This window comes from Xanthomonas sp. 3793 (genome assembly GCF_024806835.1).
Lineage (GTDB): Bacteria > Pseudomonadota > Gammaproteobacteria > Xanthomonadales > Xanthomonadaceae > Xanthomonas > Xanthomonas arboricola_F.
This window is the reverse complement of record NZ_JANTYU010000001.1, coordinates 800,258-824,810: the sequence shown is the minus strand read 5'-3', so window position 1 is coordinate 824,810 and position 24,553 is coordinate 800,258. Positions and strand designations below refer to the sequence as shown.

Genomic DNA, 24,553 nt, shown 5'->3' with positions numbered 1-24,553 from the left:
GTCAGCCTGTGCGACGCGCCGGCACCGGGATCCAGCACGATCGACCGCATGCGCGCAGGTGCCAGACAACCGGTTCCGCCAGTCTTCAATGCATCGGGCGGGCACCCCAAGCTAACGCGCCACTGACCTGCCGGCGGCGTTGCCTTGCCCCGGTGTCGCCCCGGCGGCTACCCTGCCTGACTTTCCGCTGCACTGTCTCCGATGCCGCTCGCTCATTTTGGTTTGCGCCCATGGCCTGTCCTGGCTGTGGTGGCGCTGATGTCTGTCGTCCCCGCCGCCCACGCCATCTCCAAGCGCGACACGGAGAAGGCCGCCGTGCTCGATGTCCGCATGGCCGCCGCCGAAAAGCGCTATCGCGATGCGCTGGTGCTGGTGAACAACTCCGACCCGAAGGGCAGCGCCGAAGGCGATGCCGCGCTGGAGGACATGGAAGACGTCATCGATGCGTGTATCAAGCAGCGCGGCTGCCTGGTCGCCAACCAGCTGGCCACCTACAAGCGCCTGCTGAAGGCACGCGCCGATGCCGAAGCGCCGGCGGCCGAAGATCCCGAAGACGACGACACGCTGCTGCAGGCCGACCCGGACCACCTGGGCCCGGCGGCGAACGGCGTGCCCGAGGCGGCGCGTGCCGCCACGCTGCTCAACGACCAGCGCCACGATTTCGACAAGATGGTGCAATACAACCCGGCAGTGCAGGCCGGCATCCGCCGCTGGCTGACCGACATGCGCCCGGCGTTGCTGACCAGCTACGAGAACTACAGCAACCTGCGCGGGGTGATGTGGCCGGAATGGCAGAAGCGCGGCCTGCCCGAGGCGCTGCTGTTCGGCATCATGGCCAAGGAATCCAACGGCAAGGTGCACGCCAGCTCGCGTGCCGGCGCGGCCGGATTGATGCAATTCATGCCGGCCACCGGGCGTCGCTTCGGGCTGGGCCCGGACGGCACCGGCTTCGACACGCGCTTCGATGCACGCAGCGCCGCCGAAGCCAGCGCCGCCTACCTCAACGAGCGCATGGCCGGGCTCAACCGCAACATCGAACTGGCGCTAGCCGCCTACAACGGTGGCGAGGGCCGCGCCGCGCGCGTATTTACCCAGAGCGGCGGACGTGGGTTCTGGGAGCAGGACGTGTACAACCAGTTCCCGGCCGAAACCAAGGACTACGTGCCGATGGTGATCGCGGCGGCGTGGATCTTCCTGCACCCGCGCCAGTACGGCGTGGACTTCGCCAAGCTCGATGCGCAACCAGCCACGCTGAAGCTGGCCAAGTCGACCACCATCTATGAACTGACCATCTGCCTGGGCAGCATGGGCACGCGCGACGGCTACATGCGCGCGTTGCGCAACCTCAACCCGCGCTACGAATCCGATGGCTGGATTCCGGCCGGCACCGTGATCAACGCCACCAACCGCATTGCCAGCCTGTACACGCGTTACTGCGTCAACGGCCCGCGCGCGGACCTGGCACGCACGCTGATCACCGCCGATCTCAATAGCGCGATCGTGCGCAGCAGCAGCGCCCCCGAGTACGTGCCCAGCGTGGCAGTGGGCGATGTCAGCCCGATGGCCGGCGTGCCGACCACCGTGGCCACCGGCCAGCCGGCGGTTGCCAAGCCCAAGGCCAGGCAGGTGCGCAGCTATACCATCGCCAAGGGCGACACGCTCGGCCGCGTCGCGCAGAAGTACCAGTGCGAGATCAAGGAGCTGGCCAAGGCCAACGGCCTGAAGGCGCCGTCGTATGCGCTCAAGCCGGGGCAGAGCATCAAGCTGGCCGGCTGCGATCGCTGACCAGCGCAAGCAGTCCCTCGCCGGTTAGAGCATCGGCCAGCCGCCGCGGCGAGCTACGCCGGCCCGTGCCCGGTAGGAGCGGACCTGGCCGCGACGAAGCCGTCCGGCTAGCTCCAACGTAGGCGACAACGCTCCACATCGAAGGCGGGAGTACACCACGCGTCTGCGCACGAACGCTATCGAGAATGGCGCCCTTCGTAGGAGCGGACCTGGCCGCGACAAAGCCGTCCCCATAGCTCCAACGTAGGCGATAGCGCTCCGCATCGGAGGCGGGGGTGCACCACGCGTCTGCGCACGAACGCTATCGAGAATGCCCTGTCGCGGTCAGGCCCGCTCCTACAACGGCGTCGTCGTCTCCCGCCGATTGCCGCGGGGATAGGGGACGCCGCGGCAATCGGCGCACCGCTGCGATCATCCCACCTGGCGACGCGCGAGCGTTTGACCCAAGCGAACCGCTGTTTCCGCAGCCAGTCCACCATCGAGCTTGGCCACACCTGGCGGCAGCAGCACGATCACGGTCGAGCCGTAGTTGAAGCGCGCCGCGCCTCATTCAAATGCTTCGCCTGGATACTGGGCGCGCCGCTGCGCGTCAGCGCACTTGCCGACGTGCGAGCGCTTGCCCCAGTCGAACGGATGTCTCTGCAGCAAGTCCGCTTTCAAGCTTCGCCACACCCGGCGGCAGCAGCACGATCACGGTGGAGCCGTAGTTGAAGCGTGCCATCTCCGCAAACTTCTCCAGCACGATGCCCTGGCCGCGGTAGTCCTTGCGCGTGATGCGATCGCCATAGCGCGGAATCTCCACGCCGCTCCAGACCGTCTCCACGCCGGACACCAGCAGCGCGCCCACCATCACCGAGGCCATCGGGCCGAACTCGGTATCGAAGTGGCACACCAGGCGTTCGTTGCGGGCGAACAACCGCGGCACGTTGCGCACCGCATCCGGGCCCACGCTGAACAGGCGGCCGGGCACATGCACGGTTTCGCGCAGGGTGCCGGTCCACGGCATGTGCACGCGGTGGTAGTCCTTGGGCGACAGATACACCGTTGCGAACAGGCCGTCGTTGAACGGCACCGCCGCTTCGGCGTCGCCGAGCAGTTCGGCAGCGGTGAACGACTGCCCCTTGGCCTGAAAAATGCGCCCGTTCTCGATCGGGCCGAGCTGGCTGATGCGGCCGTCGGCCGGCATCAGCACGGCTGACGGGTCGGCGTCGGGCACGCGTGCGCCCGGCTTCAGCGCGCGGGTGAAGAAGGCATTGAAGGTGGGATACGCGCGCGGATCCGGCTCTTGCGCTTCGCTCAGGTCCACGCCGAACTTGCGCGTCACCGTGTCGATCAACCATTGCTTGGTCGCAGGCGTGTCCGAGTACGCCAGCGCGCGCGCCATGGAGGACAGCAAGCGATGCGGCAGAACGTAGGTCAGGGAAGTGACGAAACTCACGGAGCGGTTACCTTGGTCAGCTGTTGGAGGTCGGCGGCAATCGCCTTGGGGTCGAGCGGCGGACGGATCAGGCCGGTCAGGCGACCTTGCGGGTCGAGCAAGGCAATGCCGGCCGAGTGATCCATGCTGTAGTCGTTGGGGTTCTGATCGAAGTTCTTGCCCGGCACCTTCTGGAACACCAAGCCCAGCGCAGTGGCAAAGCGCTCCAGTGCCGGCACGTCTGCGGTGGCCGCCAGCGTGTCCTTATGAAAGGCGTGGGCGTATTCGCCCAGCCGTGCGGGTGGGTCGCGCTGCGGGTCCACCGACACGAACAGCACGCGCGGGCGCAGCCCGTCGGGAATGCTTTCCCACTGCTTCTGCGCCACCGCCAGATCGGTCAGCGTGGTCGGGCAGACGTCCGGACAGAAGGTGAAACCCAGAAACACCAGCGTCCAATGCCCTCTCAGTTCGCCAGACACCAGCTGGGTGCCATCGGACTGGCGCAGGCTGAACTGCGGCAAGGGGCGCGGCTGCGGGTAGAAGGTGATGGTCTGGGTGGGCGGCCAGGGCGAGCGGGGCGCTCCGCCGAAGAACTTCTGGCCCAGCAACAACCCAAGACCGGCGGCCAGCGCCACCAGCAGCACGATGCCGGTATTGCGATTGAACATGGCGGTTTCCAGTGCAACGGACGCTCATGATACCGATCCGACCTCTATAATCGGGGGCCGATTCCTTTTTAGTTGTTGCCATGACTGCCGCCGCGGCCGACGAACTGCACACCATCATCGACCTGATCCGCTACGGCACCAGCCGTTTCAACGAAGCCGGTCTCACCTTCGGTCACAGCTACGACAATGCGCTGGACGAAGCCACCCAACTGGTGCTGCACAGCCTGCATCTGCCGCACGACCTGGGCCCGGCCTATGGCCAGGCGCGCCTGCTGCGCGACGAAAAAGAACGCGTGCTGGGCCTGTTCGAGCGCCGCATCACCGAGCGCGTGCCGGCGGCGTATCTGACCGGTGAAGCCTGGTTTGCCGGCCTGAGTTTCAAGAGCGATGCGCGCGCCCTGGTGCCGCGCTCGCCGATCGCCGAGTTGATCGAGGCCGGCTTCGAGCCATGGCTGGGCGGCCGCGAGGTCACCCGCGCGCTGGACCTGTGCACCGGCTCGGGCTGCATCGCCATCGCCATGGGCCACTACAACCCGCAGTGGGATGTTGATGGCGTGGACATCAGCGACGACGCGCTGGCGCTGGCCGCCGAAAACAAGGCGCGCCTGCATGCCGACAACGTCACCCTGCTCAAGTCGGATCTGTTCGCCGGGTTGGGCGGGCGTCAGTACGACCTGATCGTGACCAATCCGCCGTACGTCACCAACGACGAGACCGATGCGCTGCCGCAGGAGTATTCCTACGAGCCGGAGCTGGGCTTGCGTGCCGGCGACGATGGTCTGGACCTGGTGCTGAAGATCCTGCGCGATGCACCGCAGCACCTGAGCGAAGACGGCCTGCTGATCTGCGAGGTAGGCGAGTCCGAGCAGCACCTGATCAAGCTGCTGCCGGAAGTGGACCTGGCCTGGGTCGAGTTCAAGGTCGGGCAGATGGGCATCTTTGCGGTGGAATGCCGCGAGCTGATCGCGCACGGCGCGCGCATCGCCGAGTTGGCCGGTGCGCGCTGAAGCGCCCGCCGCGCGTCCGCAGCTGATCGATATCGTGCTGCTGGCGCCGGTGTCGCTCTTCGGTGCGGCCATTCCATTCGGCTTGCTCGACGTGGTGTTTCGCTTGTTCGACCCGATGTACGGCGGCCCGACGGCGCAGCGCTGGTTGAGCGCAGCGGCAGAAATCGGCTTCGGCTTGATGGCGTTTTTCGGCCTTGTTTCGGCCTGGATCGTGGCCGCCAGCTCGGATGCGTCGCTGCGCACGCATCAGCGGCGTACGTTGGTGGTGACAATCGGCTTGCTGTGCGGGATCAGCGCTGCGCTCTACCTGCTTGCCGACTGGATGCTCATTCGTAAAGTCGAGCTGGACGTGTTTTTCATGGTGTTCAGCGGGTTGTTTGCGATGGCGCCGATGCTGGTGGCAGTACGTCATCTGCTGCGCATGTTTCGCGCCACGCCACCCGCTGCGATGTTAAGAGGATGCCGATATGGGCAGTAATAGTTTCGGCCGCCTGTTGACGGTCACCACCTTCGGCGAGTCGCATGGGCCGGCGATCGGCTGCGTTGTCGATGGCTGCCCTCCGGGCCTGGAGTTGGCGCCGGAGGAGTTCACGCCGGACCTGCAGCGCCGTGCCAGCGGCAAGAGCCGGCATACCTCGGCACGCCGCGAAGCCGACGAGATCGAAATCCTGTCCGGCGTGTACGAAGGCCGCACCACCGGCACGCCGATCGGGCTGCTGATCCGCAACACCGACCAGCGCAGCAAGGACTACAGCAACATCGCCCAGCAGTTCCGCCCCGGCCATGCGGACTACAGCTACTGGCAGAAGTACGGCATCCGCGACCCACGCGGCGGCGGGCGCTCGTCCGCTCGCGAAACCACCATGCGCGTGGCTGCGGGCGTCATCGCCAAGAAGTGGCTCAGGCAGCGCTACGGCGTGCTGGTGCGCGGTTATCTGTCGCAGCTGGGCGAGATCCGCCCGACCGGCTTCGACTGGAATGCGGTCGAAGACAACCCGTTCTTCTGGCCGCACGCCGAGCAGGTTCCGGAGCTGGAAACCTACATGGATGCGTTGCGCAAGTCCGGCGATTCGGTCGGCGCGCGCGTGGACGTGGTGGCCGGTGGCGTACCGCCCGGCTGGGGCGAGCCGATCTACGGCAAGCTCGATGCCGAGCTGGCTGCTGCGTTGATGAGCATCAATGCGGTCAAGGGCGTGGAAATCGGCGATGGCTTCGCCAGCGCCGCGCAGAAGGGCACCGAGCACCGCGACCTGATCACCCCGGAAGGCTTCCTCAGTAATCATGCCGGCGGCATCCTGGGCGGCATTTCCACCGGGCAGGCGGTCACCGCGTCGATGGTGCTCAAGCCGACCTCCAGCCTGCGCCTGCCGGGCGCGACCGTGGATGCGGACGGCACGGTGGTGGATGTGATCACTACCGGTCGGCACGACCCATGCGTGGGCATCCGCGCCACCCCGATCGCCGAGGCGATGATGGCCTTGGTGCTGATGGACCAGGCCTTGCGTCATCGCGCCCAGTGCGGCGATGTTGGCGAAGTGTCGCCGCGCATTCCCGGTCAACTCGATGTCTGAAGCAACGCGCCCCAAGGTGTGGGTCAGCCAGCCGCTGTTCGACGATGTCGTCGCGCAGCTGAGCGCGCATTTCGCGCTGACCACTACCGAGCGCGTCACCGCGTATTCCTCGCACGAGCTGGCCGCGCACCTGGCCGGCGTCGATGGCGCACTGATCACGCTCAACGAGCGCGTGGGCGCGGCAGAAATCGCCTCGGCGCCGCAGTTGCGCGCCATCGCCAACGTTGGCGTGGGCTACAACAATCTCGATATCGACGCGCTGAGTGCTGCCGGCATCCTGGCCAGCAACACGCCCGACGTGTTGACCGAAACCACCGCCGATCTGGGCTTTGCGTTGTTGATGGCCACCGCGCGCCGTGTCACCGAAGCCGAGCGCTGGTTGCGCGACGGCCAGTGGGGGCAGTGGTCGTTCAAGACCATGCTCGGTGCCGACATTCATGGCAGCACGCTCGGCATCCTGGGCATGGGCCGGATCGGGCAGGGTATCGCACGCCGCGGCGCGCACGGCTTCGGCATGCGCGTGCTGTACCACAACCGCAGCCGGTTGCCGGCGCAGATCGAGCAGGACCTCAACGCGCAGTATGTCGATATCGACAGCTTGCTGGCGCAGTCCGATCACCTGGTGCTGGTGCTGCCGTACAACAGGGGCTCGCACCACATCATCGATGCCGCCGCGCTGGGCAAGATGCGGCCCACCGCCACGCTGGTGAACATCGCGCGCGGCGGCATCGTCGATGAGCTCGCGCTGGCCGACGCGCTGGCCAATGGGCGTCTTGCCGGCGCCGGCCTGGACGTCTACGAAGGCGAGCCTGCGGTGCGCCCGGAGCTGCTGGCGCTGCACAACGTGGTGCTTACCCCGCATATCGGCAGTGCCAGCCTGGCGACGCGCCGCGCGATGGTGCAGCTGGCGGTGGATAACCTGATTGCCGCACTCGGCCACGGCCCCGACGCCGGGCGTCCGCCGAGCGCGCTCAATGCCGATGCGATCGCAGCTGCCAAACGCGGCGGCACGATCGTGGACGCCGGCAAAACCGGCGCGACCAAACGATAGGGAACCTCCGCGGCCAGCATTGGAGGTTCCCCGAACCCACGCGCAGCGCATTCCCCTTTTCACTCTTTCGATAAAGACATCCTCATGAGCAACGAAAACCGTCGTTTCAATGTCGCGGTCGTGGGCGCCACCGGCGCTGTCGGCGAGACCATGCTGAGCATCCTGGCCGAGCGCAACTTCCCGGTCGCCAACCTGTACGCGCTGGCCTCGGCGCGTTCGGCCGGTGGGCAGGTCGAGTTCAATGGCGGCAAGGTCGACGTGCTGGATCTGGCCGACTTCGACCCGACCGGCGTGGACATCGCGCTGTTCTCCGCAGGCGGCAGCGTGTCCAAGGAGTACGGCCCCAAGTTTGCCGCTGCCGGCGCGGTGGTGATCGATAATTCCTCTGCCTTCCGCTACGACGACGACGTGCCGCTGGTGGTGTCGGAAGTCAATCCCGAAGCGCTCAAGCAGCGCCCGCGCGGCATCATCGCCAACCCCAATTGCTCGACCATGCAGATGCTGGTCGCGCTGGGCCCGATCCACCGCAAGTACGGCATCGAACGTATCAACGTGGCGACCTACCAGTCGGTGTCCGGCGGCGGCCGCTCGGCGATGGAAGAACTGGGCAAGCAGACCAGCGAGTTGCTCAGCTTCCAGGAAATCGACCCGCAGCGCTTTCCGGTGCAGATCGCCTTCAACCTGATCCCGCACATCGACGACTTCCAGGACAACGGCTACACCAAGGAAGAGATGAAGCTGGTCTGGGAAACCCGCAAGATCCTGGGCGACGAGAACATCCAGGTGAACCCCACCGCGGTGCGCGTGCCGGTGTTTTACGGGCACTCCGAAGCGGTGGCCATCGAGACCCGCGACAAGATCACCGTCGAAGCCGCGCGCGCGCTGCTGGAAGCGTCGCCGGGCGTGGAAGTGGTGGACGAGCGCAAGCCGGGCGGCTACCCGACGCCGGTAACGCATGCCTCGGGCAAGGACGCGGTGTTCGTCGGCCGCATCCGCGAAGACTTCTCGCACCCGCGTGGTCTCAATCTGTGGATCGTCTCCGACAACATCCGCAAGGGCGCCGCACTCAACGCCGTGCAGCTGGCCGAACTGGTCGCACAGGAAGGCTGATCAACGTCCGTGTAGGAGCGCGCTCGCGCGCGATGGCTGTCCCGGTGACGCCCCGTCGCGCACAGCTGCGCTCCTACAAGGGCTGATCGTCCGCGTTCGCGATAAGCGCAGCGCCGTGGTCACCAAGCGCCCTTCGCAGGAAGGAGTTGCGGGTGGCATGGGCTTCCCCTGCAACTGCAGGCAACGCCGTCCAGCTGACCGAACTGGTCGCACAGGAAGGCTGATCTACCTCCCGCGTAGGAGCGCGCTCGCGCGCGATGGCTGTCCCGGTGACGCCCCGTCGTCGCGCACGGGTGCGCTCCTACAAGGGCTGATCGCCCGCGTTCGCGATAAGCGCAGCGCTGCAGTCACCAAGCGCCCTTCGCAGGAAGGGCCTTGCGGGTGGCATGGGCTTCCCCTGCAACTGCAGGCAACGCCGTCCAGCTGATCGAACTGGTCGCACAGGACGGCTGATTTACGTCCCGCGTAGGAGCGCGCTTGCGCGCGATGGCTGTCCCGGTGACGCCCCGTCGCGCACGGGTGCGCCTTACACGTGCCGATGGCCTGAGGCTGTCGAACTCCCTGGTGCCTGGGTCAAGAATGTGCCTGCCGTAAAGGGCGCTTGTATGTCACCGGTCTCCCTGCGAAGGCCGATCGCCTGCACTGCGTGCCTTTCCAATGAAGCGCAGCTTGGCCCGGCACGTAAGGCGCTTCCCACGATCGATCTGCACATGAGCCGATAGCGATCACGCCAGCAGCGGAGCCGGTTCCGCGTGCGCGCTCCGTAACAGCTGCACTACGCGTTCTTCGTTCTCGTGTCCCGGGCTTGTGGGGCTGCCGATTCGCGGTCGACAGCTGCGCCTGTGCACCGATGTCGCGGTGCGGCATCGCAGGGGCGGCGCGCGTGCGACGCGCGAACGACTTTTTCGCTCATTCAGCGGCTATATTGCTACCCATGAGACATAGGGGCAGGGGCGCGATGCGTCCGATACAAGGGATAGGCGCGTTGCTGCTGATGGCTTGCAGCGGCGCCGCGATGGCGTTGGGCTTGGGCGATATCCGGGTGCTGTCCAAACCCGGGCAGCCGTTGGTGGCCGAGATTCCGGTCATCTCCAACGAGCCGGGCGAGCTCGACAACGCGCGCGTGGCGCTGGCATCGGCGACTACCTTTGCGCGGGTTGGGCTGGAGAGGCCGCAAGGTCTGGTCAGCAACCTGCAGTTCCAGTTCGCGCAGGACGCGCGCGGGCGTGCGGTGATCCGCGTGACCAGCAGCCAGCCGGTGGACCAGCCAGCGATCAATTTTCTGATCGAAGTGGAGTGGGGCCAGGGCCGTCTGGTGCGCGAGTATGCCGCACTGGTCGACGCGCCCAACACCGCTGCCGCCGTGGCCGAACCGGCCATCGAGGCGCCGCGTGCCGGCGCCAGCAACACGATTGCACGCGAACCAGCGGCGGCTCCGGCGGTAGAACGCGCGGCAGGGGATGCTGGCGCTGCGGCGCCGACGCGGGCCGCGGCAACCGCACCCGCCGCCACGCAGGCTGGCGATGCATTGCCGGCCGTCCGCTCGGGCCAGACCCTGTCGGAAATTGCAGCAGGCCTGGCCCGCTCCAGCGGCCACTCGCTGGATCAGACCATGCTGGCGTTGCTGCGGACCAATCCGGATGCCTTCGTCAACGGCAACATCAATCGCCTCAAGCAGGGCGCCGTGCTGCGCACGCCGCAGGAAGACGCGCTGGCGCAGGTCAACGCGGCCGAAGCGGCGGTGATGGTGCGCGAGCAGGCTGCCCAATGGCGGCAGGCGCGCTCGGCCATTCCGCAACCGGCCGATGCCGGTGCCGCTGCTGCAGCAACGCCTGCCGCACCGGCTGCGTCCACCGCGGCCGGTAGCGGCGCGCGGCTCGAAATCGCCCCGGCAGTGGCGACTCAGACCAACACCGCCGGCGCCACGTCCGGCACCAGTGCCGAAGGCGAGGGCGAGATGGCGGCCAACCAACAGTTGCAACAGGCCAAGGAAGACATCGCCACCCGCGATGCGGAATTGCAGGACCTGCGCTCGCGCGTGGCAGACCTGGAAAAGCTCAAGCAGCAACAGCAAGCCTTGATCGCCATGAAGGACACCGACCTGGCAGCCGCGCAGAAGCGCCTGGCCGAGGCGCCGCAGGCTGCCCCGCAAGGCGGCGGCTTCCCGCTGTGGTTGATCGGGGCGCTGGTGTTGATCGTGGCGGCGGTGGTCGCGTGGCTGGCAGCGCGTCGTCGCAAGCCATCGCCGCTGCCGCCGTTGCCGCGCCGCCAGTTCGACTTCGCACCGCCGATCGCTGCGACGGAGGCTGCCGGGCAGCAGGACGACCCGCAGGCGACCGAGCCCAGCGAGCACGAGGTGCTGCACGAAACCGAGTTCGAACACGCCAACCTGCGCGAAGACGAGCGCGTCCACGACGCGCCCACGCCGCTGTCGGACATGTTGCGGCGCGAGCCGTTGCCGTCCGAACCGGTCGTGGCAGCACCGGTGGTCAATAGCGACGAATGGCGTGCGCTGCGCGCGGCCCCGCCGGCGCCCGCGACGGGGCCCGAACTGGACGGCCCGCAATCCTGGCTTGCGCAGCAATCCGAGCTGCCGTCGCAGCAGATCGAGCCGCAGCACGCGCCTGGCGAGCGCCCGGCGCCCGCCACGACAGCCTCCGTCCAGGACGGCTTCGACTTCGAGCATGTGTTGCAGCATCCCGAAGATGTCGAGCAGGCGCCGGCTGTCCCGGTGGAGTCGCCCACGGCGGTCGGCAACAGGGAGTTCGCCTCGGCAGGGCGCGATCGCCTGGAATTGGCGGTTGCGTACATGGACCTGGGCGACAAGGACACCGCGCGCGGTCTGTTGCTGGAAGTGGCCGCCACCGGCGACGACGCCACCCGCGCCGAAGCGGCCCAATTGCTGGAACAGCTGGCGTGAGTCCCGCGATGGAGCGCATGGCGGTGCGCGAACGCCGGATCGATTACGTGGAGTTCGCGTCTATCGATCCCGATGCCAGCCGGGCCTTCTTCGAGACCGTGTTCGGCTGGCAGTTCCAGGCCTATGGCCCGGACTATCTGGCCTTCAACGATGGCCGTCTGGACGGGGGCTTTTATCGCGCCACGGTACCCGTCCCGGCAGAAGGCGGGCCGTTGGTGGTGCTGTATGCCGACGACCTGCAGCCGATGCTGGAACGCGTGCGCGCGGCAGGCGGCGAGATCGTCAAGCCGGTCTTCGGCTTTCCCGGTGGCAGCCGGTTTCATTTCCGCGAGCCCGGCGGCAGCACGCTGGCGGTGTGGTCCGAGCGCGCTGCGGCCTGAGGCCAACGCCCGATGACGTGTTGCCGGCAGGCGCTGTCGGCATCTTCTTCGCCGGCTGTACCATGTGGTCGCAGCATGCGTAGCGCGCTATCGGTGTCGCTGTTCGATTGCGCATTTGCGCTTTGCGACGTTTGATGCAGACGCTTCACCGATTCGATCAACAGGCAGGTACCGATGCGTTACGCGCTGGGCGTGGAGTACGACGGCAGCGAGTTCCAGGGCTGGCAGCAGCTGGGTGAGCACGGCGGGCCGAGCGTGCAGGCCAGCTTGCAGGCGGCATTGTCGTCGGTCGCCGACGCGCCGATCCAGGTGGTCTGCGCCGGTCGCACCGATGCCGGCGTCCATGGGCAATGCCAGGTGGTGCATTTCGACAGCGATGCGCTGCGGCAGCCGCGTGGCTGGATGCTGGGCACCACCGCGCGGCTGCCGCCGTCGATCGCGGTACGCTGGTGCGTGCCGGCCGCCGCCGATTTTCATGCGCGGTTTTCCGCACGCGCGCGCCGCTATCGCTACTGCCTGCTGAACCGGCAGATCCGCCCGGCGCTGTATCGACAAACGCTGAGCTGGGAACGTCGGCCGCTCGATGCCGAGGCCATGCACACTGCGGCGCAGGCGTTGTTGGGCGAAAACGACTTCAGCGCGTTTCGCAGCGTGCAGTGTCAGGCCCTGCATGCGCGCCGCAACCTGCAGGCCATCACCGTACAGCGCACCGGCGAGGTGGTGGAGGTGCAGGTACAAGCCAATGCATTCCTTCATCACATGGTGCGGAATATTGTGGGCTCGCTGATTTTGGTCGGTACTGGCGAGCAGCCGATCGACTGGATCGCGACGTTGCTCGCCGGGCGCGACCGCACGGTTGCCGGGCCGACAGCGCCGCCACAAGGCCTGGTGTTTATCGGGCCTCTGTATCCTGCAGAGTGGCATCTGCCTGCCGAGGTGACCCAATGAATCGATCGCTGTACCGCACCCGCATCAAGTTCTGTGGCATGACCCGCGCCGGAGACATCCGGCTGGCCGGGGAGCTGGGTGTGGACGCGGTGGGTTTCATCTTTGCGCACGGCAGTCCGCGCCGCGTGGCGCCGGCCGAGGCGCGCGCGATGCGCCAGGCCACCGCGCCGATGGTCGATGTAGTGGCGTTGTTCCGCAACAATTCCAAGGAAGAAGTGCGCGAAGTAGTACGGACCGTGCGCCCGACGCTGCTGCAATTCCACGGCGAGGAAGACGACGCATTCTGTCGCAGCTTCAATCTGCCCTACCTCAAGGCGGTGCCGATGGGCAGCGCCGGGGTCAATGGCGAGGACGCCAACGCACGCACCTTGCAGTTGGCCTATCCCAACACCGCCGGCTTCCTGTTTGACAGCCACGCGCCTGGCGCAGGCGGCGGCACCGGCAAGACCTTCGACTGGTCGCGCCTGCCCACCGGCCTGCATCGCCCGTTCCTGCTCGCCGGTGGCATCACCGCCGACAACGTGTTCGACGCGATCGTCGCCACGCTGCCGTGGGGGGTGGACGTGTCCAGCGGGGTGGAGCTTGCCCCCGGCATCAAGGACGGCCACAAGATGCGCAAATTCGTGGAAGAAGTGCGCCGGGCCGACTGCCACGAGATGGCGTAGGTTGGCGATTGGGGAGTTGGGATTAGGCAGTGGCAAGAGCGGGTTTGCTGCGCTGTGATTGGCTATGGATGGCTGCGAGCGGGTCGCGCGTGTTGATCGGTCTTTGAAGGCCGGCGAGCGGCTGCATCCACGTACTCCACGTATCTGTCCATTTGCCGCCCTGCGGTTCGCCCGGACGCTTGCCTCCCTGCATATCCCCTGCGCTGCCGTGCCCGCCTTGTAACGCGGGCACTTGCCTTCAACGCGGCCGCGTCCACCGTCGGGCTGGCGCGGCCGGTCCTGGTCGCGGCATGTGACACGCGTGATATCCGCTTCCAGACGGACCGTCCCTACCAATCTCGCACGATCGTGCGTGACTGTCTGTCCGCTGCGCGTGAGCGTTGTTTGGCGATGCCGGTGCGCGATGCAAGCTCAGGCGCCTCGCGTATCCGGCGTGGTTGGCGTGTACTGATCCCGGGCCAATGCATCGACCAGCCAGCCGGCAAGGCGTTCGATGCGTGGGTCCGGATTGCGCCTGGCAGCGCACAGCACCCAGCGCCCGCGTGTGGCGGCGAAGCCCCAGGGTGCCAGCAGGCGTCCGGCGGCCAGGTCCGCGGCAACCAGTGGGTAGGGGGCGATTGCGACTCCCAGGCCGGCAGCGGCAGCTTCCAGCAGATACACCAGATGCTCGAACTCGGTCCCGAAGCGCAGCGCGTCGGGTGCGAGGCCATGTGCCTGTGCCCACTCCGGCCAGGCCTGCGGCCGTGAGCGGGTGTGCAGCAAACGCTGATCGCGCAGGGCGGCTGGGGATTTTGCCTCGATCTGAAGGGCGCTGCCCAGCTGCGGACTCAGCACCGGGCCGATCCATTCCACGCCCAGCTCATGCACCTGCCACTCGCCGGGCCACGGCGGGGTGTCCAGCAGCAAGGCCGCGTCCAGGCCATCCAGATCCGGGCCTGGCGGTTGTTCGTTGGCCGACAGGTGCAGGCGCAGGTCGGGCAGGTCGCGCTGCAGCAGGCCAAGCCGCGGAATGACCCAGCGCGCCAGCAGACTGCCGGAGCAGCCCAGTACCAGCGGCGCCTCGCTGGCCGGGCGGCGTAACGCGGCCCAGGTGTCGGCGATCAATGCGAAGCCTTCGCCGGTCGCATCGCGCAGGCGGGTACCGGCAGCCGTCAGTACCAGGCCGCGACCCTGGCGCGCGAACAACGCCGCACCCAAGGCCTGCTCCAGCGAGCGGACGTGGCGGCTGATGGCGCCATGGGTGACGTGCAGTTCCTGCGCGGCGCGGCTGACGCTTTGCAGGCGTGCGGCGGCTTCGAAGGCGCGTAACGCCGCCAGTGGCGGGAGAGTGGTACTCATGTGTGAGTCCAGATCACAGGTTGCGGCAATCTTATCGATTTATCGCGGCGCCCGGCTGCGGTAAGGTGGCGGCTTCGCGTATGACCGCATCGCTGCAGAGGATCTCCATGTCGGCCCAGCCCATCAGTGACTTTTATGCCTATCCGGATGCTGCCGGCCACTTCGGCAAGTTCGGTGGCCGGTTTGTCGCCGAAACCTTGATCGGCCCGCTGCAGGAACTGTCTGCCGCCTACGATCAGGCGCGTCAGGACCCGTCGTTCATCGCCGAATACGACAAGGACCTCAAGCATTACGTCGGCCGGCCCAGCCCGATCTATCACGCCGAGCGGCTCAGCCGCGAAGTGGGCGGCGCGCAGATCCTGCTCAAGCGCGAAGACCTGAATCACACCGGCGCGCACAAGATCAACAACACCATCGGCCAGGCCCTGCTGGCCAGCCGCATGGGCAAGACCCGCATCATTGCCGAGACCGGTGCCGGCCAGCATGGCGTGGCCAGTGCCACGGTGGCGGCGCGGCTGGGCCTGGAATGCGTGGTCTACATGGGCGCCACCGATATCGAACGGCAGAAGATCAACGTCTACCGGATGCAGCTGCTGGGCGCGAAAGTGGTTCCGGTGACGTCCGGCTCGGCCACGCTCAAGGATGCGCTCAACGAAGCGATGCGCGACTGGGTCACCAATGTGCGCGACACCTTCTACATCATCGGCACGGTGGCCGGCCCGGACCCGTACCCGCGCATGGTGCGCGACTTCAACGCGATCGTGGGCCGCGAGGCGCGCGAGCAGATGCTGCAGGACTATGGCCGGCTGCCGGACGCGATCAGCGCCTGTGTCGGGGGCGGCAGCAATGCCATCGGCCTGTTCCACGCCTTCCTCAACGACCCCGGCGTCAGGATCTATGGCGCCGAAGCCGCCGGCGACGGCATCGCGACCGGCAGGCATGCCGCATCCATCGCCGCCGGCCGCCCCGGCGTGCTGCACGGCAACCGCACCTATGTGATCTGCGACGACGACGGCCAGATCACCGAAACCCATTCGATCTCCGCCGGCCTGGACTACCCCGGCGTCGGGCCCGAGCACGCGTTCCTGTCCGACAGCGGTCGCGCCGTGTATCAGGGCATCACCGATGACGAGGCAATGGCGGCGTTCCATCTGCTTGCGCACACCGAGGGCATTCTCGCGGCGCTGGAATCCAGCCACGCGGTGGCGCAGTCGATCAAGCTGGCGCGCGAGCTGCCCAGGGATGCGCTGATCCTGTGCAACCTGTCCGGGCGTGGCGACAAGGACGTGCATACCATCGCCGCACGCGAAGGCATGGTGCTGTGATCGCGGCGCAGCTGCGCACGCTGGGCGGCGGTGCGGCACTGCTGTGCATGTCTGCGCTCGCCCTGGCCGCGACGCCTGCGCCCGAGCTGGATCGCAGCGGCGCCGTGCGGGTCGGCCAGCGCTTCAGTGAGTTGCAGGCACGCGCGCGCTGGGTACCTCTGAATGTGGGGCCGTTGGGGCCGTGCGGCTATGTGGAAGCGGGGCTGCTACCCGATGCGGTGTCGATGATGGTCGAAGACGATCGCATCGTCCGGTTCGATGTCAGCGACCGAGGCGCGGTGGGCCCGTTCGGCATCCAGGTAGGCGACAGCGAAGCTGCCGCGCGGGCGCGCCTGCCGTCGGGCTACAGCGTCCAGCCGCATAAGTACGGCCGCGACGGCGGCAACGATCTTTATCTGACTTGGCGCGACCCGCAAAGCGAGTTCGCCGTTCGCTACGAAACCGGAGAAGGCACTGTGACATCGATGTACTGGGGAAGCTGGGATGCCGTGCAGTTGGTGGAGGGTTGCGCATGAGCAGCGCGCCAGACCGTATCGCTACGCGTTTCGACGTCCTGCGTCAGGCCGGCCGCAAGGCGCTGATCCCCTTCATTACCGCCGGCGATCCATCGCTGGAAGCCACCGTGCCGGTGATGCATGCGCTGGTGCGCGCCGGAGCGGACGTCATCGAACTCGGCGTGCCGTTCTCCGACCCGATGGCCGACGGTCCCACCATCCAGCGTAGCTCCGAGCGCGCGCTGGGTCGCGGCGCCGGCCTGGCCTACGTGCTGGAAGCGGTGCACGAATTCCGCCGCGAAGACGGCGCTACCCCGGTGGTGCTGATGGGCTACCTCAACCCGATCGAAATCCACGGCACGCGGCGCTTTGCCGAAGCCGCCGTTGCCGCCGGCGTGGACGGCCTGCTGCTGGTGGACCTGCCGCCGGAAGAGGCCGACGAGACCCGCGAGATCTTTACCGAGGTCGGGCTGGCGCTGATCGCGCTGGCCTCGCCGACCACCAGCGAGCAGCGGCTGGACATGCTGTGCAGCACCGCGCAGGGCTACCTGTACTACGTCAGCTTTGCCGGCGTGACCGGCGCTTCGAACCTGCTCGATACCCATGCCGCCAGCGACCGCCTGCGCCAGCTGCGTCAACGCGCCGGCGCACCGGTGGTGGCAGGATTCGGCATCAAGGACGCTGCCAGTGCCGCTGCAATGGCGGTCGATGCCGATGGTGTCGTTGTCGGCAGCGCCCTGGTCGCGGCCCTGGCCGACGCCGAGGATGTACGCAGCGCCCGCGAACGCGCCGAAGCCTTCCTGGCTCCGCTGCGACAGGCGCTGGACCAGGCGTAAGAACACAGAGCCCCTTCCCGGCGGGGCGAGAAGGTACCGCTGGCGCGCGTGCCCTGGAGCGCCCGCGTCGCAAGCGCGGGCCTGGGCGCGGCGCGGGCGGGGGAGGGATAGAGGTGCAGCCACACGCAACCATCAGACTGCGCTGCATCATCAAAAGCGCTGAAGCAGCCGGCAATCACCCCCGCATCTGGCATTCCACAGAACATCCTGCCCTCGAACCCGCCGGCATCGGGCACAGACTCAGAGCGTGCATTCATGACGCCCGCTACCTTGGCATTCCCGCGGCGCGTTAGACTGTCGCCCCTCTGCGGCCCGCATCGCCGCCCTGCATGGATTGTCATACACGCATGAGTTGGCTCAGCAAATTGATGCCCTCCGGCATCCGCACCGAGAACACCCCGGCCAAGAAGCGCAGCGTTCCCGAGGGTCTGTGGGAAAAGTGCAGCAACTGCGGCAGCGCGCTGTACGGCCCGGAGCTTGAGGAGAACCTGGAGGTGTGTCCGAAGTGTGACCACCACATGGCCATTCGCGCGCGCGCGCGCCTGAATTCGCTGTTCGACCCGGAAACCGCGACCACCGAAATCGCCGCGCAGCTGGGCCCGGTCGATGTGCTCAAGTTCAAGGACCAGAAGCGCTACGGCGAACGCATCAAGGCCAGTCAGAAGGCCAGCGGCGAATACGACGCGCTGATCGCCATGCGCGGCACGCTCAAGGGCAATCCGCTGGTCGCTGCCGCCTTCGATTTCGCCTTCATGGGCGGTTCGATGGGCTCGGTGGTCGGCGAGCGCTTTGCGCGTGCGGCCGAGGTGGCGCTGGAAGTGGGCTGCCCGTTCGTGTGCTTCTCCGCCAGCGGCGGCGCGCGTATGCAGGAAGGCCTGTTCTCGCTGATGCAGATGGCCAAGACCTCCGCGGCGCTCGGTCGCCTGCGCGAAGCCGGCCTGCCGTACATCTCGGTGCTGACCCATCCTACGACCGGTGGCGTGTCTGCATCGTTTGCCATGCTGGGCGACATCAACATCGCCGAGCCGCATGCCTTGATCGGCTTCGCCGGCCCGCGCGTGATCGAGCAGACCGTGCGCGAAACCTTGCCGGAAGGCTTCCAGCGTTCCGAATTCCTGCTCGATCACGGCGCCATCGACCAGATCTGCGACCGTCGTGAAATGCGCGACCGCATTGCCGAACTGACCACGATGATGATGCGTCAGGCACGTCCGCAAGAGGCGGTGGCGTGAGCGGTGTCATGACCGCAGCACTGCGGATCTGCGCCCGGACGTCCGCCAGCGGCGCGCAGTCTCGCGGTTGCGACGCGCGTTGCACGGTGCCTGCGCTGTGAGCGCCCGCAAGTATTTCGGCACCGACGGCATCCGCGGCCGTGTGGGGCAGGGCGTGATTTCTGCCGACTTCGTGCTGCGGCTGGGCAATGCGCTCGGCCGCGTGCTCACCCAGGGTCGCAGCAAGCGTCCGCTGGTGTTGATCGGCAAGGACACCCGCATTTCCGGTTACATGTTCGAAGCCGCCCTGGAGGCCGGCTTGGTCGCTGCGGGCGCCGATGTGCAGATGATCGGCCCGATGCCGACCCCGGCCATCGCGTTCCTGACCAGCACCTTGCGCGCCGATGCCGGCGTGGTCATCAGCGCCTCGCACAACCCGCATTACGACAACGGCATCAAGTTCTTCTCCGCCGAAGGCGAAAAGCTCGACGACGCCACCGAAGCGGCGATCGAAGCCGCGCTGGACGAGCCGTTCCACACCGTGGAATCCGAGCGCCTGGGCAAGGCGATCCGCACCCGCGATGCGATCGGCCGTTACATCGAATTCTGCAAGGCCAGCGTGGCGCGCGGCTTCACCCTGCACGGCCTGAAAATGGTGCTCGATTGCGCGCACGGCGCCACGTATCACATCGCGCCGATGCTGTTCCGCGAGCTGGGCGCCGAGGTGGTGGTGATCGGCGCTGCGCCGGATGGGCTCAACATCAACGACGGTGTCGGCTCCACCCATATCGACAATCTCGCCGCCAAGGTGCGTGAGAGTGGTGCGCATCTGGGCATTGCCTTCGATGGCGACGGCGACCGCGTGCTGATGGCCGACGACCAGGGCAATCCGGTCGATGGCGACGATCTGCTGTATCTCCTGGCGCGCTCGTGGCAGGCCAGCGGCCGGCTCACCGGCACCGTGGTCGGCACCTTGATGACCAATTACGGCCTGGAGCCGGCACTGGCCGCGCTGCGGATTCCGTTCCAGCGGGCCAAGGTGGGCGACCGCTACGTGCATCAGGCGCTGGTCGAAGGTGGCGGTACGCTGGGTGGTGAAACGTCAGGCCATCTGCTGTGCCTGGACCGCGCCAGCACTGGCGACGGCATCGTCAGCGCGCTGCAGGTGCTCGAAGCGCTGGGGCGCGATGGGCACAGCCTTCGCCACGCGCTGAGCGGCCTGACCAAGGTGCCGCAGAAGACCGTGAATGTGCGTCTGGATGGCGGCGCGGCCAAGGCCGTCGTCGAAGCGCCCGGCGTTCAGCAGGCGCTGCAGCAGGCGCAAGCCGCCGTGCAGGGGCGTGGGCGTGCGTTCCTGCGTCCGTCCGGCACCGAGCCGGTGGTACGCGTGACCGTGGAGGCCGACGACGCCGGGCTGATGCAGGACACGCTCGACCGGCTGTCCGGAGCGGTGCGTGACGCGGCGTGAGTCGCTGATCATTGGCGTCTGCGTGGTCTTTGCCAAGGCCGCGACGTTCTATCTGTTGTATCGCCTGCTGATCTGATCGGCAGGCCTTCCCTCACTTCGACCAAGACATTCGTATGAGCGCCCGCATCCCGACCCTGGACATCACCCGTTTCGACACCGATCGCGACGCCTTCGTCGCCGAGCTCGGTGCGGCCTATCGCCAATGGGGCTTTGCCGGCATCCGCAATCACGGCATCGCACAGACCGATATCGATGCGGCCTACGACGTGTTCAAGGCATTTTTTGCGTTGCCCGATGAGGCCAAGCGCCGCTATCACGTGCCGGGCAGCGGCGGCGCACGGGGCTACACCGCCTTTGGCGTGGAAACCGCCAAGGACTCCAAGCACTTCGATCTGAAGGAGTTCTGGCACATCGGTCGCGAGATTCCGGACGATTCGCCGTACCGCGATGTGATGGCGCCGAACCTGTGGCCGGAAGAAGTGCCCGGATTCCGCGAGCGCGGCTACCAGTTGTATCAGCAGCTCGACCAGCTGGGCTCGCGCGTGCTCTCGGCGTTGGCGCTGCACATCGGCCTGCCGCAGGACTATTTCGTCGACAAGACCAATAACGGCAATTCGATCCTGCGCCCGATTCACTACCCGCCGATCACCAGCGACGACATTCCCAATGTGCGCGCCGGTGCGCATGGCGACATCAACTTCATCACCTTGCTGGTCGGTGCCAGCGCTGCCGGTCTGGAAGTGCGTTCCAACGACGGCGAGTGGGTGCCGTTCACCGCCGACGCCGACACCATCGTGGTCAATATCGGCGACATGCTGCAGCGGCTGACCAACCACGTGTATCCGTCCACGATCCATCGCGTGGTCAATCCCCCGGGCGAAGCGGCGCGCAAGCCGCGCTATTCGGTGCCGTTCTTCCTGCACCCCAATCCGGATTTCCTGATCGACGTGCTGCCCTCGTGCATCAGCGCCGACAACCCCAGCCGCTATCCCGAGCCGATCACCGCGCATGGATTCTTGGAAGAGCGCCTGCGCGAGATCAAGCTCAAGTAACTCCGATGTCGTGAGCGTTGGCGATCGGGTTACTCATCGCCCAACGCGCCATGCGCGCACGTTGCCCATGCCGCGCATGGCCGCGTCCGCAACATGCGCCATGACTGAGCCCACAGTTCTGTTCATAAAATTCCTCTCCTGTCTGGTTAAAGCTTGCGTTCACCGGCGCCGATAACACAGGCTGATCGCTAGCGTGACGTCGGATCACCTGGCGCCCGCTACCGATTGCACGACGTAGGGGGCGCGCATGCGGATGCGGTGGTTACAACAACTAGGTTCGGTGTCGTTGCTGGCGCTTAGTGGCGCAGTGGCACCTGCCGCAGCGACGCCGGTTAGCGTCACCGTGACCGATGCCAACGGCGTCCTGGTCGATGCGGTAGTCAGTCTGGAACTGCCGCACCCCGCCGCAGCCAGCGCGGGCAAGATGCTGGAGATGGATCAGGTCAACTCGCAATTCGTGCCGGCGGTCCTGGTGGTGCGCACCGGGACCTCGGTGCGGTTCCCGAACAACGATCAGATCCGCCATCAGGTGTATTCGTTCTCGCCTGCCAAACGCTTTGAATTGCCGCTGTTTCAGGGCACCACCGCCGCGCCGGTGCGGTTCGATCAGGCCGGTCTGGTCACGGTGGGCTGCAATATCCACGACTGGATGCTGGGCTATATCGTGGTGCTGGAAACGCCGTACTTCGGCAAGACCGGCAGCGATGGTCGCGTGCAGCTCGATGCCCCGGCAGGAACGTACACGCTGCGCGTCTGGCATCCACGCATCAAGGGCGCTGCAGTGGGCGAGCCGCTGGTGATTGCGCGCGATGCCGTGCAACGCAAGCTCACCTTGCAGACTACCGGCGCCGCCCCGGTCGTCGCGTCGCCGGACGAGCGCGTGCGCGCGCTGCAGGACAAGTTCCGCCGCGCCGATCCCAAGAAGCCGCACCCATGAGGGCGATGCGCCTGCATACGCGCATCGCGGCCTTGCTGGTGCTGGTCGTGCTGGCCACGCAGGCGTTGACCTTCATCGCCGTGCAGCTGGCGACCGAGCGCAGCGTCAAGGCGCAACTGGGCGAAGAACTGCAGATCGGCGAGCGCGTCTGGCAGCGCATCAATCTGCGCCGCGATGAGCAACTGCTGCAGTCGGCGTCGGTGCTGGCAGACGACTTCGGTTTTCGTGCCGCAGTGGCCAGCGGCGATGTGCCCACCATGCAATCGGCGCTGCGCAACCATGCCGCGCGCATGTCTGCGCAGACCGCCTTGCTGCTCTCGCCAGATGGCCAATTCCTGACCGGACTGGCCGACCTTCCGCAAGCCGAACAACTGCGTGCGGTACAGGCGTTGTTGCAACAGGCGCAGCGCGATGGGCGGGCGGTCGGCGTGGTTGCCCTGGATCAACACATCGTGCGCCTGGCCGTGGTGCAGGTGCTGGCGCCCAGCCGCGTTGGCTGGATCGCGATCGGCAACGAATCCGGCGACGGCCTGGCACAGGATTTCCGCAGCACGACGGGATTGGATGCCACGTTTTTTGCAGATGGACCGCCGGTGCGCGTGCTGGCATCCACCCTGGAGCCGGCACTGCGTGGTGAGTTCGCGCAGCAGTTGCCGGCTGCCGAGCACACGCCGGGGGCGGCGATTCCGCTCAACCTCGGGCAGTCGCGCTACCTGGTCAAACTGCAGGCGATCCAGGGCGACAGTCATGTGCGGGTTGCGTTGCAGGCATCGCTGGATCGCGCGGTGGCACCGTATCGCATTCTCAAATTGCGCATCCTGCTGCTGGCCGGTCTGGCCACTGCTGCTGCGCTGGCGGTGGCGATCTTTCTGGCGCGCGGCGTCAGCAAGCCGGTCGCGCAACTGGTGCAGGCGGCGCGCCGCATCCAGCGCGGCGATTATCAGACGGCGGTGGACGTCCCGCCCGGTCGCGAGCTCGCCGAGCTGGCCGACAGCTTCGGACGCATGCAGCATCAGATCGCCAGCCGCGAGCAGCACATCCTGCATCAGGCGCGGCACGACGCATTGACCGGGCTGCCCAATCGGGTCTGGTTGCTGGAACGGCTGAAGGAAGTGACCGAGCAGACAGTCGCCTCCGGCGGGGCTGCGGCGGTACTGATCCTGGATCTGGACCGCTTCAAGGAACTCAACGACAGCCTCGGTCATGATTTCGCCGACCAGGTGCTGGTCGAGGCCGGTCGCAGGCTCGCCGAGGTGGTGCAGGAGCCGAACCTGGTCGGGCGGCTGGGCAGCGATGAGTTCATGGTGATCGTGGCGCACGCCGATGCGACCACCGTGCAGCAGGACGCACAACGCCTGCTGCTGCAACTGCGCCGTCCATTGGTGCTGCCGCAGGCACGCATCCAGCTCGAGGCCAGTATCGGGATCGCCCTGATTCCCGAGCATGGTGCCGACCCGGACACCTTGTTGCGCCGTGCCGACATCGCGCGCCGGCAGATGGACGATGTCTCCACCATCGGCGCCAGCGTCTACCGCATGGGCCAGGACGAACAGCATCTGCGGCGGCTGCGTCTCACCGGCGATCTGCGTCAGGCCATCGGAGGCAACGAATTGACCCTGCGCTTCCAGCCCAAGATCTGCCTGCGCAGCGATCGCGTCGAACAGGTCGAAGTGCTGGTGCGTTGGCATCACCCGACGCTGGGCCCGATCGGTCCGGACGAATTCATTCCGCTGGCCGAGCATTCCGGCGTCATCCATCCATTGACCCGTTTCGTGCTGGACGAGGCGCTGCGCTGCCAGGCGCGCTGGCGCACACAAGGGCTGGAGCTGGGCATGGCGATCAACCTGTCGGCGCTGGATCTTGCCGATCCGGGGCTGCCCGATTACGTGCGGGCACGGTTGGAACTGCATGCGGTGCCTGCGCAGTCGGTCACGCTGGAATTGACCGAAAGCGCGTTGATGCGCGATGTCGAATCCGCGCTGCACATGCTGCATCAACTGCGCAACGTCGGCGTGCGCCTGTCCATCGACGACTTCGGTACCGGCTATTCCTCGTTGGCCCAACTCAAGCGCATGCCGGTGAACGAATTGAAGATCGACAAGAGCTTCGTCATGCAGCTGGCCGAAGGCACCGACGATGCCTTCATCGTGCGCAGCACCATCGATCTGGGTCACAACCTGGGCCTGAGCGTGATCGCCGAGGGCGTCGAAAACGACACCGCGCTCGATCTGTTGCGCGGCTACGGCTGCGACATGGTGCAGGGCTATCTCTACGCACCGCCGCTGGAGCAGGCCCCCTTCGTTGCGTGGTGCATGCGTCAGCTCGGAATGACCTCGCCCGCGCAGACAGGAGCGCAAGGATGAAGCATCG

At 66.8% G+C, this 24,553-nt stretch carries 21 protein-coding genes and 1 pseudogene; 18 read left to right on the top strand and 4 right to left on the bottom strand.

Features of this window, described 5'->3' with window-relative positions:
- Positions 1–201 precede the first annotated feature (201 nt).
- Positions 202–1,785 (top strand): transglycosylase SLT domain-containing protein, encoded by a 1,584-nt coding sequence (locus FHY18_RS03445; RefSeq protein WP_259151227.1) that lies wholly within the window; start codon positions 202–204, stop codon positions 1,783–1,785.
- 411 nt (positions 1,786–2,196) lie between these two features.
- On the opposite strand, the pseudogene FHY18_RS03440 reads toward FHY18_RS03445, so the two are convergent.
- From FHY18_RS03440 to FHY18_RS03430, 3 genes and pseudogenes are all read right to left on the bottom strand, one after another.
- Positions 2,197–2,325, bottom strand: a pseudogene (locus FHY18_RS03440) (phosphatidylserine decarboxylase); the annotation flags it as partial.
- Between the two features lie 49 nt (positions 2,326–2,374).
- Positions 2,375–3,223 carry an archaetidylserine decarboxylase gene (asd, locus tag FHY18_RS03435; protein WP_259151225.1) on the bottom strand — a complete coding sequence of 283 codons (849 nt, stop codon included), beginning with the start codon at positions 3,221–3,223 and terminating at the stop codon, positions 2,375–2,377.
- A complete protein-coding gene (locus FHY18_RS03430) occupies positions 3,220–3,870 on the bottom strand; it encodes an SCO family protein (RefSeq protein ID WP_259151223.1) in 651 nt (216 codons plus the stop codon). The genes asd and FHY18_RS03430 overlap by 4 nt, the downstream gene beginning before the upstream one ends.
- Before the next feature lie 80 nt (positions 3,871–3,950).
- Here FHY18_RS03430 and prmB point away from each other — a divergent pair, with 80 nt between their 5' ends.
- From prmB to FHY18_RS03385, 9 genes are all read left to right on the top strand, one after another.
- Positions 3,951–4,877: a 50S ribosomal protein L3 N(5)-glutamine methyltransferase gene (prmB, locus tag FHY18_RS03425; RefSeq protein WP_259151220.1), complete on the top strand. Its 927-nt coding sequence runs from the start codon at positions 3,951–3,953 to the stop codon at positions 4,875–4,877.
- Entirely contained in the window at positions 4,867–5,355 is a 489-nt protein-coding gene (locus tag FHY18_RS03420) for a hypothetical protein (RefSeq protein ID WP_259151219.1), read from the top strand. Before prmB ends, FHY18_RS03420 begins: the two co-directional genes overlap by 11 nt.
- Positions 5,345–6,448, top strand: a complete 1,104-nt coding sequence (gene aroC, locus FHY18_RS03415) for a chorismate synthase (protein ID WP_259151217.1) — start codon at positions 5,345–5,347, stop codon at positions 6,446–6,448. The genes FHY18_RS03420 and aroC overlap by 11 nt, the downstream gene beginning before the upstream one ends.
- Complete coding sequence (locus tag FHY18_RS03410; protein WP_259151214.1) at positions 6,441–7,499, top strand: D-glycerate dehydrogenase; 1,059 nt, start codon at positions 6,441–6,443, stop codon at positions 7,497–7,499. Before aroC ends, FHY18_RS03410 begins: the two co-directional genes overlap by 8 nt.
- An 84-nt stretch (positions 7,500–7,583) precedes the next feature.
- On the top strand, positions 7,584–8,609 hold the full coding sequence (locus tag FHY18_RS03405; RefSeq protein WP_259151212.1) for an aspartate-semialdehyde dehydrogenase: 1,026 nt from the start codon (positions 7,584–7,586) through the stop codon (positions 8,607–8,609).
- Between the two features lie 958 nt (positions 8,610–9,567).
- On the top strand, positions 9,568–11,529 hold the full coding sequence (locus tag FHY18_RS03400) for a FimV/HubP family polar landmark protein (RefSeq protein WP_259151209.1): 1,962 nt from the start codon (positions 9,568–9,570) through the stop codon (positions 11,527–11,529).
- Positions 11,526–11,909 (top strand): VOC family protein, encoded by a 384-nt coding sequence (locus FHY18_RS03395; protein WP_259151206.1) that lies wholly within the window; start codon positions 11,526–11,528, stop codon positions 11,907–11,909. Before FHY18_RS03400 ends, FHY18_RS03395 begins: the two co-directional genes overlap by 4 nt.
- 174 nt (positions 11,910–12,083) lie before the next feature.
- The gene (gene truA / locus FHY18_RS03390) at positions 12,084–12,857 is read left to right on the top strand and encodes a tRNA pseudouridine(38-40) synthase TruA (RefSeq protein ID WP_259151204.1); all 774 of its coding nucleotides are present in this window, start codon (positions 12,084–12,086) and stop codon (positions 12,855–12,857) included.
- Positions 12,854–13,522 (top strand): phosphoribosylanthranilate isomerase, encoded by a 669-nt coding sequence (locus FHY18_RS03385; RefSeq protein ID WP_166748936.1) that lies wholly within the window; start codon positions 12,854–12,856, stop codon positions 13,520–13,522. Before truA ends, FHY18_RS03385 begins: the two co-directional genes overlap by 4 nt.
- Positions 13,523–13,933: 411 nt before the next feature.
- Here the strand turns inward: FHY18_RS03385 and FHY18_RS03380 are convergent, their stop codons facing one another.
- Positions 13,934–14,860 (bottom strand): LysR family transcriptional regulator, encoded by a 927-nt coding sequence (locus FHY18_RS03380; RefSeq protein WP_259151198.1) that lies wholly within the window; start codon positions 14,858–14,860, stop codon positions 13,934–13,936.
- A gap of 107 nt (positions 14,861–14,967) precedes the next feature.
- Between FHY18_RS03380 and trpB the strand changes: the two genes are divergently transcribed.
- The 8 genes from trpB (at position 14,968) to FHY18_RS03340 (ending at position 24,546) form a co-directional block, all read left to right on the top strand.
- Entirely contained in the window at positions 14,968–16,185 is a 1,218-nt protein-coding gene (gene trpB, locus FHY18_RS03375) for a tryptophan synthase subunit beta (RefSeq protein WP_259151196.1), read from the top strand.
- Complete coding sequence (locus FHY18_RS03370) at positions 16,182–16,700, top strand: hypothetical protein (RefSeq protein WP_259151193.1); 519 nt, start codon at positions 16,182–16,184, stop codon at positions 16,698–16,700. Before trpB ends, FHY18_RS03370 begins: the two co-directional genes overlap by 4 nt.
- A complete protein-coding gene (gene trpA / locus FHY18_RS03365; RefSeq protein WP_259151189.1) occupies positions 16,697–17,515 on the top strand; it encodes a tryptophan synthase subunit alpha in 819 nt (272 codons plus the stop codon). Before FHY18_RS03370 ends, trpA begins: the two co-directional genes overlap by 4 nt.
- Before the next feature lie 347 nt (positions 17,516–17,862).
- Positions 17,863–18,747, top strand: coding sequence for an acetyl-CoA carboxylase, carboxyltransferase subunit beta (gene accD, locus FHY18_RS03360; protein WP_259151187.1), 885 nt, complete (start codon positions 17,863–17,865; stop codon positions 18,745–18,747).
- A 97-nt stretch (positions 18,748–18,844) separates the two neighbouring features.
- A complete protein-coding gene (glmM, locus tag FHY18_RS03355) occupies positions 18,845–20,194 on the top strand; it encodes a phosphoglucosamine mutase (protein WP_259151184.1) in 1,350 nt (449 codons plus the stop codon).
- Between the two features lie 113 nt (positions 20,195–20,307).
- Positions 20,308–21,246 (top strand): 2-oxoglutarate and iron-dependent oxygenase domain-containing protein, encoded by a 939-nt coding sequence (locus FHY18_RS03350; protein WP_259151183.1) that lies wholly within the window; start codon positions 20,308–20,310, stop codon positions 21,244–21,246.
- A gap of 253 nt (positions 21,247–21,499) precedes the next feature.
- Positions 21,500–22,183 carry a methylamine utilization protein gene (locus tag FHY18_RS03345; protein WP_259151182.1) on the top strand — a complete coding sequence of 228 codons (684 nt, stop codon included), beginning with the start codon at positions 21,500–21,502 and terminating at the stop codon, positions 22,181–22,183.
- A complete protein-coding gene (locus FHY18_RS03340; RefSeq protein WP_259151177.1) occupies positions 22,180–24,546 on the top strand; it encodes an EAL domain-containing protein in 2,367 nt (788 codons plus the stop codon). Before FHY18_RS03345 ends, FHY18_RS03340 begins: the two co-directional genes overlap by 4 nt.
- The last annotated feature ends 7 nt before the right edge of the window (positions 24,547–24,553 follow it).

Coding starts and splice junctions, on each gene's coding strand:
- FHY18_RS03340 (WP_259151177.1), top strand. CDS start 22,180: ATGAGGGCGATGCGCCTGCATACGCGCATCGCGGCCTTGCTGGTGCTG.
- FHY18_RS03350 (WP_259151183.1), top strand. CDS start 20,308: ATGAGCGCCCGCATCCCGACCCTGGACATCACCCGTTTCGACACCGAT.
- FHY18_RS03400 (WP_259151209.1), top strand. CDS start 9,568: ATGCGTCCGATACAAGGGATAGGCGCGTTGCTGCTGATGGCTTGCAGC.
- FHY18_RS03405 (WP_259151212.1), top strand. CDS start 7,584: ATGAGCAACGAAAACCGTCGTTTCAATGTCGCGGTCGTGGGCGCCACC.
- trpB (WP_259151196.1), top strand. CDS start 14,968: ATGTCGGCCCAGCCCATCAGTGACTTTTATGCCTATCCGGATGCTGCC.
- accD (WP_259151187.1), top strand. CDS start 17,863: ATGAGTTGGCTCAGCAAATTGATGCCCTCCGGCATCCGCACCGAGAAC.
- FHY18_RS03430 (WP_259151223.1), bottom strand. CDS start 3,870: ATGTTCAATCGCAATACCGGCATCGTGCTGCTGGTGGCGCTGGCCGCC.
- FHY18_RS03410 (WP_259151214.1), top strand. CDS start 6,441: ATGTCTGAAGCAACGCGCCCCAAGGTGTGGGTCAGCCAGCCGCTGTTC.
- FHY18_RS03345 (WP_259151182.1), top strand. CDS start 21,500: ATGCGGTGGTTACAACAACTAGGTTCGGTGTCGTTGCTGGCGCTTAGT.
- truA (WP_259151204.1), top strand. CDS start 12,084: ATGCGTTACGCGCTGGGCGTGGAGTACGACGGCAGCGAGTTCCAGGGC.
- aroC (WP_259151217.1), top strand. CDS start 5,345: ATGGGCAGTAATAGTTTCGGCCGCCTGTTGACGGTCACCACCTTCGGC.
- trpA (WP_259151189.1), top strand. CDS start 16,697: ATGAGCAGCGCGCCAGACCGTATCGCTACGCGTTTCGACGTCCTGCGT.
- FHY18_RS03445 (WP_259151227.1), top strand. CDS start 202: ATGCCGCTCGCTCATTTTGGTTTGCGCCCATGGCCTGTCCTGGCTGTG.
- prmB (WP_259151220.1), top strand. CDS start 3,951: ATGACTGCCGCCGCGGCCGACGAACTGCACACCATCATCGACCTGATC.
- FHY18_RS03380 (WP_259151198.1), bottom strand. CDS start 14,860: ATGAGTACCACTCTCCCGCCACTGGCGGCGTTACGCGCCTTCGAAGCC.
- FHY18_RS03385 (WP_166748936.1), top strand. CDS start 12,854: ATGAATCGATCGCTGTACCGCACCCGCATCAAGTTCTGTGGCATGACC.